Below are 15,382 nucleotides of genomic sequence, written 5' to 3'. Positions count from 1 at the left end.
GGTACCGCCCCGCCCGGGGCTTCAAGGCGTCGTGAGCCGCTCCAGCAGGGTGGTCAGCGTGGCGCCGAGCGGCAGCGGGACCGTGGCCGTCGCGTACGCGTCCCCGCGGGTCGCCCCCTGGTTGACGATCGCGACGGGTTTGCCGGCCCGGGCGGCGTGGCGCACGAAGCGCAGCCCGGACATCACCGTCAGGGAGGATCCGAGGACCAGCAAGGCCCGGGCGGCGTCGACCAGGTCGTAGCAGTGCTGGACCCGGGGCTTGGGGACGCTCTCGCCGAAGAAGACCACATCGGGTTTGAGGACCCCGCCGCAGGCCTCGCACGGCGCGATCCGGAAAGCGTCCACCACTGCGCCCGGGAGCTGGACGTCCCCGTCCGGGTTGAGCGCCGCCCTCGGGACGAACAGGGTGCCGTTGAGCGCGCGCAGTCGCCGGTCGAGGTCCGCGCGGGAGCTGCTCCGCCCGCAGTCCAGGCAGACCACCCGGTCGAGGCCGCCGTGCAGTTCCACCGCGCCGACGGTGCCGGCCGCGCGGTGCAGCCCGTCCACGTTCTGGGTGATCACGGCCGAGAGGTACCCGGCCCGCCGCAGCCCCTCCACCGCCCGGTGGCCGGCGTTGGGCTCGGCCCGGGCGATCGCCTGCCAGCCGACGTGACTGCGGGCCCAGTACCGGCGGCGGCCCTGCTCGCTCGCGGTGAACTCCTGGTACGTCATCGGGGTGTGGCGGCGCAGACTGCCGGTGGCGCCCCGGTAGTCGGGGATGCCCGACTCGGTGGAGAGCCCCGCGCCGCTCAGCACCGTGACGTCCCGGCCGGCCAGCAGGCGTTCGAGCGCCGCCAGGCCGGCGCCTTCCGGAGCCGGTCCGCCCTCCGGCCCGTTCGTCGGTCCGCTCTCCGGTCCGCCGGGTGTCCGATGCACATGCATAGAAGCAGCATAGATCGGCCCGGGCGGGAACGGCCGGGCGTCCCGCGCGGGCCCGGCGGGTCCGCTGCGCCGCCCGGTCAGAGCTCCGCCAGCCAAGGGTGTCCCGGATGTGCCCGGCCGAGCAGGTCGGCCAGCCGGGCCCGGCGGGTGGCGTCCAGCAGGGGGAGGGTGGCGGTGAAGTCCAGCCGGTCCTTGGCGCGGTCCCCCTTGGCCTTGAAGAGCAGGACCAACTCCGGTGCGAGGTAGGGGATCCCATCCGGGGAGCGCTCGACGACCTCGGTGTACGGCAGCCGGATCGACGGGTCGCGGCGGCAGATCCAGAGCGGGCCGTCGTGCGGCTCACGGAACACGTCGACCAGGTACTCGCCGGTCGACGGGTCGCGGAGCCAGGTCTGGTGGGTCAGCTCCAGCAGCTCGGGGGAGCGGCCCGACCAGAGCCGCCCGGACGCCACCACGTCGAAGTCGTACCCGGGGAGGCAGGCCACCAGCTCCGGGAACCGCGCGGCCGGGACGCTGATCTCCAGGTCGCTGTGCGCGCGGCTCCGCCCGCCCCGGAAGTCGTCCAGGGCCCAGCCCCCGGCGACGCACCAGGGGGCGGCGAGCCCCGCGAGCCGGCCGGTCACCTCGGCCGGGGTCCAGGCCTTCGTCCAGCGGGCCGCCGCCTGCGCCTCGGTGATCTCGACGCCGCCCGGCGGCAGTCCTTCGCTCATCCGGCCAACCTACCGGCGAGGCCGGCCCGGCCGGGGCCGCTTCCGGCGCCCGGCACGCGCGCCGGTTACCGCGCCGGACGCTGTCGGGCCGGCGGTGCCGCCGTTCTGACCCCGCGTCAGTTATCGTCCCCGCCGGCGGGGTACAGGCTCGGAAGGTTGACCACGATCGCCTCCTGGGTGCTGCGTGCGATCACCACCACGGCCTCCACGTCCGGGTCCGGGTTCTCCTCGCGGTGCGGGACGAACGGCGGGACGAAGATGTAGTCACCCGGGCCGGTCTCCAGGCGCACCTCCTCCGGCTCGCCGGCGGAGGCGTCCGCGAAGACGAAGACCGGATGCCCGCTCACCACGTAGATCGCGGTCTCGGACTCGCCGTGGTGGTGGTCGGAGGACGAGGTGGCGGGTGCGACATGGGTCTGGCCCATCCAGAGCTTCTCCGATCCCACCGTCTGGCCGCTGACGGCCGCGAACCTCCGCATCCCGCCGGTCTGCGCGGTGTCCCCGTCCAGTGCGCCGGCCCGGATGTGGTGCAGCCGGGCCGCCAGCGGGGCGGCCGGGGCCTGGCGGTCGGGCAGGTGCGGGTGGAACCCGGCGCCGGCCTCGGTGACGGGGCGGGCGCCCGGGCTCTCGGCGTGGCTGTGCGGGTGGGCGCTGTCACCGGCCTCGGGGCTGGAGTCGGAGTCGGGGTGCGGGTGCGCTGCTGGGCTCATGACGTTCCTTGTACGGGAGAAGGCGTGCGGGCGGGAGAGGGCGCGCTGAGGCGGGCGGACCTGCGACATCCTGAGGGGCCGAACGGGATCGGGGACGTCGGCAGCGCCCGGTGGGGATCCGGGTGGCGGGGCGCCGGCGGGCGCGGGTCGGGCGGCGGGCGGCCCGCCCGGGCGGCGGTGTCCTTCAGCTGGCGCGACAGAGCGCGGACGGCGCCGACGGACAGTCGGCGCGGTGCGCGGCGCGGAGCGGGACACGGTGGGGCATGGACAGGACGCTAGGGCTGTGGCCGAAAGGATGTCAAGAGGTGTCCAATGCCTGCGCCGCCCGCCCCGGCCGACGCCCGCGCGCGGATTTCACGCCTGTCGCCGCCCGGCCGGCGCCCTGGTCAGGGCGCCTCCTGCCGCTCCGGTGCAGGGCCGTCCGTGACCGAAAGGCCTGGTGTCGGCGACCTGAGAGGGGATAATGGTGCACATGCATATTTCCGCGAAGGCGGACTACGCCGCGCGGGCCCTGGTCGAACTCGCCCGCGACACGGCCCGTCCGCTCACCTGCGAGAGCATCGCCTCGTCCCAGGAGATTCCGTTCCGCTTCCTGAAGTCCGTCGTCGGCGACCTGCGCCGGGCCGGGCTGGTGCGCAGCCAGCGCGGCTGCGAGGGCGGGTACTGGCTCGGCCGGCCCGCCGAGGAGATCAGCCTGCTCGACGTGATGCGCGCGGTCGACGGCGGGCTGATGACCCTGCGCGGCGAACCGCTGGACCAACTCGACTACCCCGCACCGGCGCAGGGCCTGCCGGACGTCTGGCGCGCGGTCGAGGACAGCGCCGCCGCGATCCTCGGCCGGGTCACCGTCTCCGCCCTCGTCGGGGCCCCCTCCGGTGGCTCCGCACCCGGCCCGGCCCAGCCCGGCACGCCCTCCGTCCGGCAGCGGGCGGACGTCCTGGTATGACCGCCGCCTCCGCCGGGCCGGGCGCCCCCGAGCCACCCGCCGCCGAACCCGCCGGCGGGCTGGAGGTGGTGGAGTACACCGACCCGCTCTGTCCCTGGGCCTGGGGCTCCGAACCCAAACTCCGCAGGCTGCGCGCCCTGTTGGCGGGCCGGGCCGTCTGGCGGCCGGCCTACGGGATGCTCTTCGACGAGGAGGAGGACGACCCGGCGCCCGACCCGGCCGCCGAGACGGCCTGGTACGCCCGCTACGTCGCGGAGATCAGCGCCCACACCGGCGCCCCGCACGCCGTCCGGCTCGCCCGGGTGGCGGCCTGCAGTCGCCCGGCCTCGCTGGCCGCCGTCGCGGCGCGGCGCCAGGGCCCGGCGGTGGCGGCGGCGGTGCTGCGCCGGCTCCGGGAGAGCGTCTTCGTACTGGGCGAGCCGGCCGACAGCACCGACCGGGTGCGTACCGCCGTCGCCGGCCTGCCCGGTCTCGACGAGGAGTCGTTGCTGGCCGACATGACGGATCGCCGGACGCTGGAGCGGCTGGCGGCCGACCGTGCCGAGGCGCGCGCGCCGGTGCCCGAGGTGCTCGGCCTGCGCGGTCCGCCGCCCCACCCGGGCGCGGCCAAGGAGGCCGGCGACGGGTACCGCTACGCGCTGCCGACCCTGCTCCTCGTCGGGCCGGCCGGCCGTCGGGTGGTGCCCGGCTGGCGACCGCTGGGGGAGTACCTGGAGGCGGTACGGGCGGTCGCCCCGCAGCTGCGACTGCGGCCCGAGGGCGGGCTGCTCGACCCGGACGCGGCGCTGGAGCGCCATCTGAGCCTGACCCGCGCCGACCTGGACCTGCTGACGGCGGACCGCCGCCCGCCCACCCGCGCCGTTCGCCTGGAGAGCGGGAACGGCCCGCTGTGGCTCCACCCGGCGTACGCGGAGCGGCACCCGGCGTTCGCCACCGACCGGTCACGGGGCCGCTGAGCGAGTGGGCGGGGCCGGCGGCGGTGGCCTCCGACGGGCCTGACCGGCGGGTTCGGGAGGGGCTGACGGTCCGACGAATGAGACACCGTTTGGTGTCCATTGACAGGGCGGCGCGGCCCGGACAGGATGAGCGCATGCTTTCGACGCACCCCGGTGTGGTGTGCCGCTTCGTGGACTTCCGGCGCACCAGCAGCGCTCTCTGTCGCTGACCCAGCGCCCCCCGGCCGCCACCACACCTGCCGATCCACGGCCCCCGACGGTCCGACCGTCGCCCCGGCCGCACCCCGTCAGGCCTGACCGGCCGCGCCCGTTGCCCCTGTGCCGGGCCGAAACCCCCTTGTTCCGGGCTCCCAGAGCCGTCGGCTCCTGCCCGCAACCATCGGTCCGCCCCTCCTGGCCCGGACGGCTCTGCCGTCCCGCGGCCCGTCCCGGCACACCCTGATTCCGGGCGCCCTGTCCCGGCACACCCCGTCCTGCCCTCCAGCGCCGTCGGCCCGCCCCGACGCGGCGCCCCTTGCACTGCCCGGCCGCCCCCGACAAGGGCCGGTCCGGCGTGCACCCGAAAGGTGACGCAGCATCATGAACGCCCCCGTCAGCAGCACCCGTTCGACCCTTGCCAGACGCTCCTTCCTCGGCCTCGCGCTGGGCACCGCGGCGACCCTCGCCCTCGCCGCCTGCGGCTCAGGCGCTCCCGTCACGGCCGGCGATGCGGCCGGTGGCACCGTCAAGTGGGGCTGGGCGCTGCCCACTTCATGGGACCCGGTGTTCTCCTCGGCGGGCTGGGACGTCCACGACCTCTCACTGGTCTACGCCGGCCTCACCAAGCTGAACGAGAAGGGCGACGCCGTCCCCGCCCTCGCCACCGGCTGGACGTACAGCCCGGACGGCACCGCCGTCACCTTCAAGCTCCGCGACGGCCTGAGCTTCAGCGACGGCACGCCGCTCGACGCGACCGCGGTGAAGAAGAGCCTGGACCGCGGCCGCACCGACCCCAAGTCGCTGGTCGCCCCACAGCTGGTGCACATCAAGGACGTCGCCGCACCCGACCCCCAGACCGTGGTGCTGACGCTCACCCAGGCCGACTACCAGCTGCCGAACCTGCTGGCGGGCAAGACCGGAATGATCGTCAGCCCGAAGGCCTTCGAGGGGGACGCGGCCGGCCTCGCCTCCCGCCCGGTCGGCGCCGGGCCGTTCACGCTCAGCTCCTACACCCAGAACGCCAAGGCCGTGCTGAAGCGCAACCCCGGCTACTGGGACGCGTCGAGCATCAAGCTCGACGACTTCGAGATCTACCCGCTGCCCGACGCCTCCACCGTCGTCGCCGCCCTGCAGTCGGGCCAGTACAACGTCGCCCAGATCCCCGGCAGCCAGGTGGCCGCCGCCAAGGCCGCCGGCCTGGAGGTCCAGGTCATCCCGTCCCTGGTGGTCGCGGTGCTCGACATCAACCCCACCAAGGCACCCTTCGACAACCCGCTGGTGGTGCAGGCCCTCAAGTACGCGATCGACCGCGAAGCCCTGCTCAAGACCCAGCAGTTCGGCTTCGGCGACGTCAGCTACCAGCCCTTCCCCAAGGGCTACGTCGGGTACGACGCCGGCTCCGCCGACCTCTTCCCGCACGACCCGGCCAAGGCCAAGGAACTGCTCGCCCAGGCCGGGCACCCGGACGGGGTGGAGCTGACCATCACCACCACCGCCGCACAGGGCCTGCCCGAGCAGCTCCAGGCCCAGCTGAAGGAGGTCGGGATCAAGACCACCATCGAGGTCATCCCGGCCGCCCAGGCGACCCAGATCATCTACATCCAGCACTCCCGGGCCCTGTTCACCGACCAGTTCGCCGGCCGCGACTCCGCGCCGCAGGCCTTCCAGGTGCTCTTCGGCGAGCAGGGGCTGATGAACCCCGGCCGCAGCACGCCGCCCGAGCTCAAGGCCGCCGTCGACCTGGTCTCCCGGACCCCGCTCGACTCGCCCGACTACCCGAAGAACCTCCAGGCCGCCACGGCCCTCGCGGTGCGCACCATGCCCAACATCTTCCTCTACAGCGTGCCGCGGATCCTGGCCCGGCAGAAGACCGTCTCCGCCATCCCCGAGTTCACCGTCGTCCAGCGCTTCGAGGGGGTGACCGCGCCGTGACAGCGCTCCTCGCGCCCGCGCCCGCCCGCCAGGGCGGGCGGGGCCGGGTGCTCGCCGCCCGGGCCGCGCGGGCGCCGCGCGGCCCGGCCCGGGCCCTGCTGACCACCGCCACCGTCTTCCTGATCTCCTCCCTGATCACCTTCGGCCTGGGCGCACTCTCCGAGGCCAACCCCGGCGCCGCCGTCCTCGGCGAGACCGCCACGCCGGCCGACATCGCCCGGATGAACCACGAGTTCGGGCTCGACCGGCCGCTCGCCGAGCAGTTCACCAGCTGGCTCGGGCACGCCCTCGGCGGCGACCTCGGCCACTCCTGGTTCACCACCCTGCCGGTGGCCGACAGCATCGCCGCCGCGCTGCCCGTCGACCTGTCGATCGCCGGCCTCGCCCTGCTGTTCGCCGTCCTGCTCGGCGGCGCCGCCGGCATCGCCGCCGCCCGCAGCAACGGCGGCCGGCTCGACCTGGCGATCACCGGCATCTGCTCGGTGCTGGGCACCCTGCCCGCCTTCGTGATCGCCATCGGCCTGATCGCCGTGCTCTCCGTGCAGGCCGGGCTGCTGCCCTCCGGCGGATACGTCCCGTTCGGCCAGGACCCGGGCCAGTGGCTGCGGTTCGCCGTCCTGCCGGCCCTCGCCCTGAGCCTGGACGCGGCGGCCGGCATCGCCCGGCAGCTGCGCACCTCGTTGGTCGGCGCGCTGCGCGAGAACTACGTGACCGGCGCCGTGATGCGCGGCCTGCCCGCCCGGCGGGTGCTCTTCGGCCACGTCCTGCGCAACGCCGCCGGCCCGGCCGTCACCGTCCTCGGGATGAGCGTGCCGATGCTGATCGGCGGCGCGGTGGTCACCGAGCGGATCTTCAACCTGCCGGGCATCGCCCAGCTCTCCCTGCAGGCCGCCCAGCAGCACGACGTCCCCGTCATCCAGGGCACCCTGCTGGTCACCGTCGCCGTCGTGCTGATCGCCAACCTCGCCGTCGACGCCGGCCTGCTCGCCCTCAACCCGGCCGCCCGCCGGGCCGCCAAGGCCCGCCCCCGGCAAGGGAGTCAGCCATGAGAACGATCCGCCGCACGCTGCGGCTGCGGACCGCCCGGATCGCCCTGCCGGTGCTCGCCGCCGTCGCCCTGCTCGCCCTGTTCGGCGGCGCCCTCGCCCCGCAGGACCCGCTCGCCCAGGACACCGCCCAGCTGCTCGGCGCCCCCGGCGGCGCGCACCTGCTCGGCACCGACTACCTGGGACGCGACGTGCTCAGCCGGCTGCTCGCCGGCACCGGCGAATCGGTGGCCGGCGCGGTGGAGGCGGTGGCGGCGGCGATGCTGCTCGGCATCGTCCCGGGAATCGCCTCGCTCTGGCTCGGCCGGGTCTTCGAGTGGGTGTCGCTGCGGGCGGTGGACGCCCTGATGACCCTGCCGTTCACGCTCTTCGCGATCGCCGCGGTCGGAGTCTTCGGCAACGGCCTGCACCAGGCGATGCTCGCCCTCGGGGTGCTGCTCTCACCGCTGTTCTTCCGGGTCACCCGGGCCGCGGCACTGGGCTTCACCCAGGCCCAGTACGTGCAGGCGGCCGAGCTGATGGGCGCCTCGCGCCGCTGGATCCTGCGGACCCACCTGTGGTCCAAGATCCTGCCGACCGTCGCCGTCACCACCGCCCACGCGCTGGCCACCGCCCTGCTGACGGTCACCTCGCTGACCTTCCTCGGCGTCGGTGTCCAGCCGCCGGCCCCGACCTGGGGCGGCATGCTCGCCAGCGACCTGGGCTTCCTCGCCCAGCAGCCCTGGGCCCCGATCCTGCCGGCCACCCTGATCATGCTCACCGTCGGCGCGCTCAACCTGCTCGCCGACGCCGTCCGCGACGCCGGGGCGGCCGGGACCGAACCGGCCAGGGCCCGCGGCGCCGCCACCGCCAGGGCCGTACGTCCCCACCGCGCCGGCCCGTCCGAGCAGCCCGCACCGAAGGAGCAGGCCGATGCCCCCCTCCCCGCGTGACCCGGACGCCACCACCACCCCGGGCGCACCCGTCCTGACCGTGGACGGGCTGCACATCACCGTCGGCGCCGGCCGCGCCGAGGCCGTCCGCGACGTGAGCTTCCGCGTCCGGGCCGGCGAGGCCGTCGGACTGGTCGGCGAATCAGGCAGCGGCAAGACCCTCACCTGCCGCTCGGTGCTCGGCGTCGGAGCCCCCGGCGTCGCCGTCTCCGCCGGCCGGATCGACCTGGCCGGCACCGAGCTCACCGCCCTCACGGAACGCCAGTGGGAGCAGGTGCGCGGCACCCGCCTCGGCGCCGTCTTCCAGGACCCGGCCTCCTACCTCAACCCCTCCCTCACCGTCGGCCGCCAGCTGGCCGAACCGCTGCGACTGCGGCACGGCCTGAACCGTGCCGCCGCCCGGGAGCGCGCGATCGAGCTGTTCGCCTCGGTCGGCCTGCACCGGCCGGAGGAGGTCTACCACCAGTACCCGCACGAGCTGTCCGGCGGCATGCTGCAACGCGTGCTGATCGCCGTCGCGGTGGCCGGCGAGCCAGAGCTGCTGGTCGCCGACGAGGCCACCACCGCACTGGACACCGTCGTCCAGGCCGAGGTGCTGGAACTGCTCGCCAAGCTGCGGACCGAGCGCGGACTCGCCCTGCTGCTGGTCACCCACGACCTCGCGGTGGTCGCCGAGGTCTGCGACCGGATCCTGGTCTTCTACGCGGGCGAGATCGTCGAGGACGGGCCGACCGCCGAGGTCGTCGCCGCCCCCGCCCACCCCTACACCGAGGCCCTGCTCCGGGTCGCCTCGATCGGCGACTGGCAGCGCCGCGACCTCGCGGTGATCCCCGGCCGCCCGCCGGAGGCCGGCGCCGCCCCCGTCGGATGCCGCTTCGCCGACCGCTGCTCGTTCGCCACGCCCACCTGCTCCGACGCGCCCGTCCCGCTGACCGTCCGGCCCGACGGCCGCCGGGTGCGCTGCGGCCGGGCCGACGAACTCGCCCTCGCCGGCGCCTTCGCCACCGGCGCTACCGCCACCAGCACCGCCGACCTGACCTACCGAACCCTCCAGGAGGTGACCGCATGAGCCCCAGCACCGCCACTGCCACCGCCACTGCCAATGCCACCTCCACTGCCAATGCCACCGCCACCGCCCCCGCGGCCGCCCGGCAGGCGAGCGCCGACGCCGAACCGCTGCTGCGGATCAGCGGGCTCTCCGTCGCCTACGGCCGCCGCCCCGGCCGGGCCGCCGAACGCGTCCTCGACGATGTCTCCCTGGACGCCCGGGCGGGCGAGATCCTCGGCGTCATCGGCGAGACCGGCTCCGGGAAGACCACCCTGGCCCGCGCCGTCGTCGGCCTGGCCCCGGTCGTCGGTGGGCGGATCACCGTCGACGGCGAGGAGGTCACCGGCCTGCGCGGCCGCCCCCTGCGGGAGTTGCGGCGCAGCGGCCGGATCCAGTACATGTTCCAGGACCCGCTGCGCTCCCTCGACCCGGACCTCACGGTCGGCGAGATCGTCGGCGAACCGCTCACCGTCGGCACCGGAACCGAGCGCGGCGAGCGTGCCGAGCGGATCCGCGAGGCACTCGAACTCGTCGGCCTGCCGGCAGAGTTCGCCGAGCGTACGCCCGGCCGGCTGTCCGGCGGTCAGCGCCAGCGGGTCTCGCTCGCCCGGTCCGTGGTCACCCGCCCACGGCTGCTGCTCGCGGACGAGCCGGTCAGCGCGCTCGACGCCTCCAACCGCAACCACGTCCTGCTGCTCCTGGACGAGCTGCGCCGCAGCCTCGGCCTGGCCGTCGTGATCATCTCGCACGACCTCAGCTCGCTGGCCGGCATCGCCGACCGGATCGCCGTCCTCTACCGCGGCCGGCTGGTCGAGCAGGGGCCCGCCGAGGACGTCCTGACCAACCCGCTGCACCCGTACACCGCGCTGCTCACCGCCTCCGCTCCCAGCGTCCGCCGCGAGCACCGGATCACGCCCGCCCAGCTGCGCCCGCGCGAGCCCCGGCCCGAGTGGACCCTCCAACCTGCCGCCGGTGCCTGCGTGTTCGCGCACCGCTGCCCCTTCGCCGCCGACGACTGCCGGCAGGCCCCGGCCGCGGCGGAGCACGGCGCCCCCGGCCGCACGGTCTCCTGCCATCGCGCCGCCGACTGGCGCGAGCGGCTCACCGCCGACGCACGCTGAGGCCCGCCCCGCGCCCTCGGCGGCCGCCGCCACCCGTACCTCGTCACACCACCCCCTTCACCGACCCACGTCTGGAGTACCGTCATGCCCGTCGAGTTCATCGGCCTCGCCGCCACCAAGCCGTTCAGCGAGACCGACACCCAGGACACCGGCCCCGTCGTCCAGCCCGGCTACCTGCGTGAACTGGCGCTGGCCCACGAGGAGTCCGGCTTCGACCGGGTGCTGATCGCGCACTCCTCCGCCAGCCCCGACGGCTTCACCGTCGCTGACCAGGTGCTCACCCACACCACCCGCCTCGGCGTGCTGCTCGCACACCGCCCGGGCTTTGTCTCGCCGACCGTCGCGGCTCGCAAGTACGCCACCCTGGACGCCTTCCACCCCGGCCGGGTCGCCCTGCACGTGATCACCGGCGGCGACGACAAGGACCAGGCCAGGGACGGCGACTTCAGTGACAAGGAAACCCGATACCGCCGCACCGACGACTTCCTCCAGGTGGTCCGCCGCACCTGGGAGTCGGCCGAACCCTTCGACCACGAGGGCGAGTTCTACTCGGTGAAGGGCGGCCTGTCCGCCGTCCGGCCCGAGCGGCCGATCCCGGTCTACTTCGGCGGCGCGTCCGCCGACGCCGTCCGGGTCGGCGGCCGGCACGCCGACGTCTACGCCTTCTGGGGCGAGCCGCTGGCCGGGATCGCCGAGCGGATCCGCCAGGTCCGCGCGGCGGCCGAACCCTACGGCCGGGACCCGGCGTTCAGCGTCAGCCTGCGGCCGATCCCGGCCGAGACCGAGGCCGCCGCCTGGGAGCGCGCCGCCGAGATCCTCCGGCTCACCAAGGAGAAGGTCGGCGACCTGCGCAAGGCCTTCAACCTCGACCACTCCGCCCAGGAGGGCTCGCAGCGCCTGCTGGCGGCCGCGGCCGAGGGCGACCTGCACGACAAGCGGCTCTGGACGGCGGTCGCCAAGGCCACCGGCGCGGCCGGCAACTCCACGGCCCTGGTGGGCTCGTACGAGCAGGTCGCCGAATCCCTGCTGGACTACACCGCGCTCGGTGTCGGCACGCTGCTGATCCGCGGCTTCGACCAGCTGGCGGACGCCCGGGACTACGGCAAGCTGGTCACGCTGGTGCGCGACCAGGTGGACGCCGGTGACCCGGTGCTCGCGGGTGCGGCGAGCGCATGACCTCCGTCCTCCCACCCCGGACCTCGCCCACCACCTCGCACTGGGGCGCCTTCGGTGTCCGCCCCGGTGCGAGGGGCGGCGTCGAGGTGCTGCCGCACCCCGCCGACCCCTCCCCGTCCCCGCTGCTCGGCGGGGTGGCCGGCGCGCTCGACCACCCGACCCGGGTCCGCCGTCCGGCGGTCCGGCAGGGCTGGCTGGAGCACGGCCCCGGGCCCTCGACCGCGCGCGGCGCGGAGCCGTTCGTCGAGGTGGAGTGGGAGCACGCGTTGGACCTGGTGGCCGCCGAACTCGACCGGGTCCGCCTTGAGCACGGCAACCGGGCGGTTTTCGGCGGTTCCTACGGTTGGGCCAGTGCTGGGCGGTTCCATCATGCGCAGAGCCAACTGCACCGCTTCCTAGGCCAGTTCGGCGGGTACACCGGCTCCCGGAATTCCTACAGCCTGGGCACCTCGCTGGTGCTGCTGCCGCACCTGGTCGGTGACGCCGAGACGGTGCTGCGCGCCGCGTCCTCCTGGCCCACCATCACCGGGCACAGCCGCCTGATCGTCGCCTTCGGCGGTATCCCCGCCAAGAACGTCTACGTCACCCCGGGCGGCGTCACCCGGCACGGTACCCCCGGGCACCTCGCCGAACTCGCCGCCCGTGGCGTCGAGGTGGCCTTGGTCAGCCCGCTGCGGGAGGACCTGCCCGAGGGGCCCGCCACCGACTGGTACCCGGTCGCCCCGGCCACCGACACCGCGCTGATGCTGGCCCTCACCCACACCCTGGTCAGCGAAGGGCTGCACGACCGCGCCTTCCTCGACGCCTGCACCACCGGCTTCGACACCCTGGCCGACTACCTGCACGGCGGGCCTGACGGCGTCGTCAAGGATGCCGACTGGGCGGCCGCGATCTGCGGGATCGAGCCGGGCCGGATCCGCGCCCTGGCCCGCCGGATGGCCGCCACCCGCACCCTGGTCACCGTCACCTGGTCGCTGCAGCGCGCCCGGTACGGCGAGCAGCCGGTCTGGGCCGGGCTGGCGCTGGCCGCCGTGCTCGGCCAGATCGGCCTGCCGGGCGGCGGCTTCGGCCACGGCTACGGATCGATGGGCGACGTCGGCGACACGGGACCGCGGCTGCGGCTGCCGTTCCTGCCCCAGGAGCCCAACCCCGTCCAGGACTTCATCCCCTGCGCCCGGATCGCCGACCTGCTGCTGCACCCCGGCGAGCAGTTCGACTACGACGGCGCCCGGTACACCTACCCCGACATCCGGCTGGTCCACTGGGCCGGCGGCAACCCCTTCCACCACCACCAGGACCTCGGCCGGCTCCGCCGCGCCTTCGCCCGCCCCGACACCGTCATCGTCCACGAACCGCACTGGACCGCCACCGCCCGGCACGCCGACATCGTGCTGCCCGTCACCACCACCCTGGAACGCGAGGACTTCGGCGGCGGCCGCCGCGACACCCACCTGATCGCCATGCACCGCGCCGTCGACCCGGTCGGCGAGGCCCGTGACGACCATGCCGTGCTGGCCGCCCTCGCCGGGCGGCTCGGCTTCGGCGAACGCTTCACCGAGGGGCGCACCCCGCGCCGCTGGCTGGAGCATCTGTACGCCGAATGGGCGGCCGAGCTGACCGCCTCCGGCCGCGCGCAGCCGCCCGCCTTCGACGAGTTCTGGTCGGCGGGGGAGTGGCAACTGCCTGCAGAGCCATCGGAGTTCACCCTGTTCGAGAAGTTCAGAGCGGACCCACGACGCTTTCCCTTGGGTACCCCCAGCGGCCGGATCGAACTCGCCTCGGCCACGATCGCGGCGATGGGCCTGCCGGACTGCCCGGGCCACCCGAGCTGGCTGGAGCCCGAGGAGCGGCTCGGCGGGCCGGCCGCCGGACGGCACCCGCTGCTGCTGATCGCCAACCAGCCGGCCACCCGGCTGCACAGCCAGCTCGACACCGGTGCCGTCAGCCTGGCGGCCAAGGTCGCCGGCCGGGAGGCGGTCGAGCTGCACCCGACCGACGCCGACGAACGGGGCATCCGGGAGGGTGAGTTGGTCCGGATCTTCAACGACCGCGGTGCCTGCCTGGCCGGCGCCCGGCTCACCGAGCGGGTCCGCCCCGGGGTCGTCCGGCTGCCCACCGGCGCCTGGTTCGACCCCGTCCCCGGGGTGGAGCCGCCGCTCTGCGCCCACGGAAACCCCAACGTGCTGACCGCCGACCTGCCCAGCTCGCGGCTCTCCCAGGGCTGTGTCGGCCAGCACGCCCTGGTCCAGCTCGAACGATGGAGCGACGGCGAGCCGCCCCCGGTCACCGTCCGCACCCCGCCCGCCTTCGTCCGGCGCACCGCCGCGCCCACCGCACCGGCAGCCCCCGCCGAGCCGCCCACCGAGCCGCCCACCGACCCGAAAGCCCCCTGATGACCCAGCAACCGACCCAGCAGCTGATCCAGCAAGGGGCCCCGCACCCGCCCGCCCCGCCCGTCTCGCTGGTCCCGCCCGTCCCGTCCGTTCCGTCCATCCCCTCCGCTCTTCCGGTCCTCCCCGCCCCCGACCTCGACGGGCTGCCGGCCGTCACCGCCGCCCTCGCCGCGCACGCGGAGGAACACGACCGCGAAGCCTCCTTCCCCTACCGGGGCATCGAGGCCGTGCACCGGGCCGGGCTGCTCACCGCCACCGTCGGCGCCCGCTCCGGCGGCCCCGGCAGCCGGCTCGCCGACACCGTCCGGATCCTCGGCGCCCTCGGCGCGGGCGACCCGGCGGTGGCCCTGGTCACCGCGATGACCCTGTTCACCCACGCCGCCGAGGCCCGCACCCCGCACTGGCCCGCCGAGGTGTACGCGGAGCTGCTCGCCGAGTCCGCCGAGCGGCCCGCCCTGGTCAACGCGTTGCGGGTGGAGCCCGATCTGGGTACCCCCGTACGCGGCGGACTGCCCGCGACCGTCGCCCGCCGCCACGGCGACCACTGGGAGCTGACCGGCCGCAAGATCTTCTCCACCGGTGCGGAGGCCCTGCGCTGGATGCTGGTCTGGGCCCGCACCGACGAGCCCGAACCCCGTGTCGGCAGCTTCCTGGTCCGCTCCGACACTCCGGGCCTGACCGTCGAGCGGACCTGGAACCACCTCGGCCTACGCGCCAGCCGCAGCGACGACGTGCTGCTCGACGCCGTCCGTGTCCCGTACGGGCACGTCGCCGGTCTCGCCCGGCCCGGCGCGGACGGCGGCCGGGACACGGCGGCCGGGGCCTGGAACTCGCTCGGGCTCACCGCCCTCTACCTCGGCGTGGCCCGGACCGCCCTGGAATGGCTGACCGGCTTCCTGCACGAGCGGGTCCCCACCGCGCTCGGTGCGCCGCTGGCGAGCCTGCCGCGCTTCCAGAGCGCCGTCGGCGAGATCGAGGTGACGCTGGCCGGCGCCGAACGGCTGGTGACCGCCCTGGCGCGGGCCGTCGACGCGGGCGAGCCGGCCGCCGCCGAGGAGGCCGCCGGCGCCAAGGTGCTCGGCACCCGGGCCGCGATCGGCGCGGTCGAACAGGCCGTCGCCCTGATCGGCAACAACGCGCTCACCTACGACAACCCGCTCCAGCGCCACCTGCGCAACGTGCTCTGCAGCCGCATCCACACCCCGCAGGACGACACCGTCCTGCTCGCCGCCGGGCAGCGAGCCCTGCTGCGCACCCGCTCCTGACCGCACCACCCCACCGTCACCACCGAGT

General features: G+C 75.1%; 13 protein-coding genes. 10 read left to right on the top strand and 3 right to left on the bottom strand.

The annotated features are described in order from the left end of the window. Positions 1–21 precede the first annotated feature (21 nt). The 3 genes from OG689_RS00720 to OG689_RS00710 all read right to left on the bottom strand — a co-directional run bounded on the left by OG689_RS00720 (position 22) and on the right by OG689_RS00710 (position 2,341). The gene (locus OG689_RS00720) at positions 22–921 is read right to left on the bottom strand and encodes an NAD-dependent protein deacetylase (RefSeq protein WP_266316630.1); all 900 of its coding nucleotides are present in this window, start codon (positions 919–921) and stop codon (positions 22–24) included. 77 nt (positions 922–998) lie between these two features. After that, on the bottom strand, positions 999–1,631 hold the full coding sequence (locus OG689_RS00715; protein ID WP_266316628.1) for a hypothetical protein: 633 nt from the start codon (positions 1,629–1,631) through the stop codon (positions 999–1,001). Positions 1,632–1,747: 116 nt separating this feature from the next. Continuing rightward, on the bottom strand, positions 1,748–2,341 hold the full coding sequence (locus tag OG689_RS00710; protein WP_266316626.1) for a cupin domain-containing protein: 594 nt from the start codon (positions 2,339–2,341) through the stop codon (positions 1,748–1,750). A gap of 472 nt (positions 2,342–2,813) precedes the next feature. Here OG689_RS00710 and OG689_RS00705 point away from each other — a divergent pair, with 472 nt between their 5' ends. From OG689_RS00705 to OG689_RS00660, 10 genes are all read left to right on the top strand, one after another. Then, positions 2,814–3,287, top strand: coding sequence for an Rrf2 family transcriptional regulator (locus tag OG689_RS00705; RefSeq protein ID WP_266316625.1), 474 nt, complete (start codon positions 2,814–2,816; stop codon positions 3,285–3,287). After that, on the top strand, positions 3,284–4,243 hold the full coding sequence (locus OG689_RS00700) for a DsbA family protein (RefSeq protein ID WP_266316623.1): 960 nt from the start codon (positions 3,284–3,286) through the stop codon (positions 4,241–4,243). The genes OG689_RS00705 and OG689_RS00700 overlap by 4 nt, the downstream gene beginning before the upstream one ends. A gap of 579 nt (positions 4,244–4,822) precedes the next feature. Then, positions 4,823–6,373 (top strand): ABC transporter substrate-binding protein, encoded by a 1,551-nt coding sequence (locus tag OG689_RS00695; RefSeq protein ID WP_266316622.1) that lies wholly within the window; start codon positions 4,823–4,825, stop codon positions 6,371–6,373. Continuing rightward, a complete protein-coding gene (locus tag OG689_RS00690) occupies positions 6,370–7,422 on the top strand; it encodes an ABC transporter permease (protein ID WP_266316621.1) in 1,053 nt (350 codons plus the stop codon). The genes OG689_RS00695 and OG689_RS00690 overlap by 4 nt, the downstream gene beginning before the upstream one ends. Further along, the gene (locus OG689_RS00685; RefSeq protein ID WP_266316620.1) at positions 7,419–8,351 is read left to right on the top strand and encodes an ABC transporter permease; all 933 of its coding nucleotides are present in this window, start codon (positions 7,419–7,421) and stop codon (positions 8,349–8,351) included. Before OG689_RS00690 ends, OG689_RS00685 begins: the two co-directional genes overlap by 4 nt. Continuing rightward, positions 8,332–9,420, top strand: a complete 1,089-nt coding sequence (locus OG689_RS00680) for an ABC transporter ATP-binding protein (RefSeq protein ID WP_266316618.1) — start codon at positions 8,332–8,334, stop codon at positions 9,418–9,420. The genes OG689_RS00685 and OG689_RS00680 overlap by 20 nt, the downstream gene beginning before the upstream one ends. After that, positions 9,417–10,520: an ABC transporter ATP-binding protein gene (locus OG689_RS00675; RefSeq protein ID WP_266316617.1), complete on the top strand. Its 1,104-nt coding sequence runs from the start codon at positions 9,417–9,419 to the stop codon at positions 10,518–10,520. Before OG689_RS00680 ends, OG689_RS00675 begins: the two co-directional genes overlap by 4 nt. A gap of 84 nt (positions 10,521–10,604) precedes the next feature. Beyond that, on the top strand, positions 10,605–11,696 hold the full coding sequence (locus OG689_RS00670; protein WP_266316615.1) for an LLM class flavin-dependent oxidoreductase: 1,092 nt from the start codon (positions 10,605–10,607) through the stop codon (positions 11,694–11,696). Further along, entirely contained in the window at positions 11,693–14,089 is a 2,397-nt protein-coding gene (locus OG689_RS00665; RefSeq protein WP_266316613.1) for a molybdopterin-dependent oxidoreductase, read from the top strand. Before OG689_RS00670 ends, OG689_RS00665 begins: the two co-directional genes overlap by 4 nt. Further along, entirely contained in the window at positions 14,089–15,354 is a 1,266-nt protein-coding gene (locus tag OG689_RS00660; protein WP_266316611.1) for an acyl-CoA dehydrogenase family protein, read from the top strand. Before OG689_RS00665 ends, OG689_RS00660 begins: the two co-directional genes overlap by 1 nt. Positions 15,355–15,382: the final 28 nt, after the last annotated feature.

Source organism: Kitasatospora sp. NBC_00240, from assembly GCF_026342405.1.
Classification (GTDB): Bacteria; Actinomycetota; Actinomycetes; order Streptomycetales; family Streptomycetaceae; genus Kitasatospora.
Note: the sequence above shows the minus strand (reverse complement) of the source record. Positions and strands in the feature narration are given on the sequence as shown.

Bases quoted from the DNA above. Each gene is read 5' to 3' on its own strand.
- OG689_RS00700 (WP_266316623.1), top strand. From the start codon at position 3,284: ATGACCGCCGCCTCCGCCGGGCCGGGCGCCCCCGAGCCACCCGCCGCC.
- OG689_RS00705 (WP_266316625.1), top strand. From the start codon at position 2,814: ATGCATATTTCCGCGAAGGCGGACTACGCCGCGCGGGCCCTGGTCGAA.
- OG689_RS00720 (WP_266316630.1), bottom strand. From the start codon at position 921: ATGCATGTGCATCGGACACCCGGCGGACCGGAGAGCGGACCGACGAAC.
- OG689_RS00695 (WP_266316622.1), top strand. From the start codon at position 4,823: ATGAACGCCCCCGTCAGCAGCACCCGTTCGACCCTTGCCAGACGCTCC.
- OG689_RS00685 (WP_266316620.1), top strand. From the start codon at position 7,419: ATGAGAACGATCCGCCGCACGCTGCGGCTGCGGACCGCCCGGATCGCC.
- OG689_RS00680 (WP_266316618.1), top strand. From the start codon at position 8,332: ATGCCCCCCTCCCCGCGTGACCCGGACGCCACCACCACCCCGGGCGCA.
- OG689_RS00670 (WP_266316615.1), top strand. From the start codon at position 10,605: ATGCCCGTCGAGTTCATCGGCCTCGCCGCCACCAAGCCGTTCAGCGAG.
- OG689_RS00660 (WP_266316611.1), top strand. From the start codon at position 14,089: ATGACCCAGCAACCGACCCAGCAGCTGATCCAGCAAGGGGCCCCGCAC.
- OG689_RS00665 (WP_266316613.1), top strand. From the start codon at position 11,693: ATGACCTCCGTCCTCCCACCCCGGACCTCGCCCACCACCTCGCACTGG.
- OG689_RS00715 (WP_266316628.1), bottom strand. From the start codon at position 1,631: ATGAGCGAAGGACTGCCGCCGGGCGGCGTCGAGATCACCGAGGCGCAG.
- OG689_RS00675 (WP_266316617.1), top strand. From the start codon at position 9,417: ATGAGCCCCAGCACCGCCACTGCCACCGCCACTGCCAATGCCACCTCC.
- OG689_RS00710 (WP_266316626.1), bottom strand. From the start codon at position 2,341: ATGAGCCCAGCAGCGCACCCGCACCCCGACTCCGACTCCAGCCCCGAG.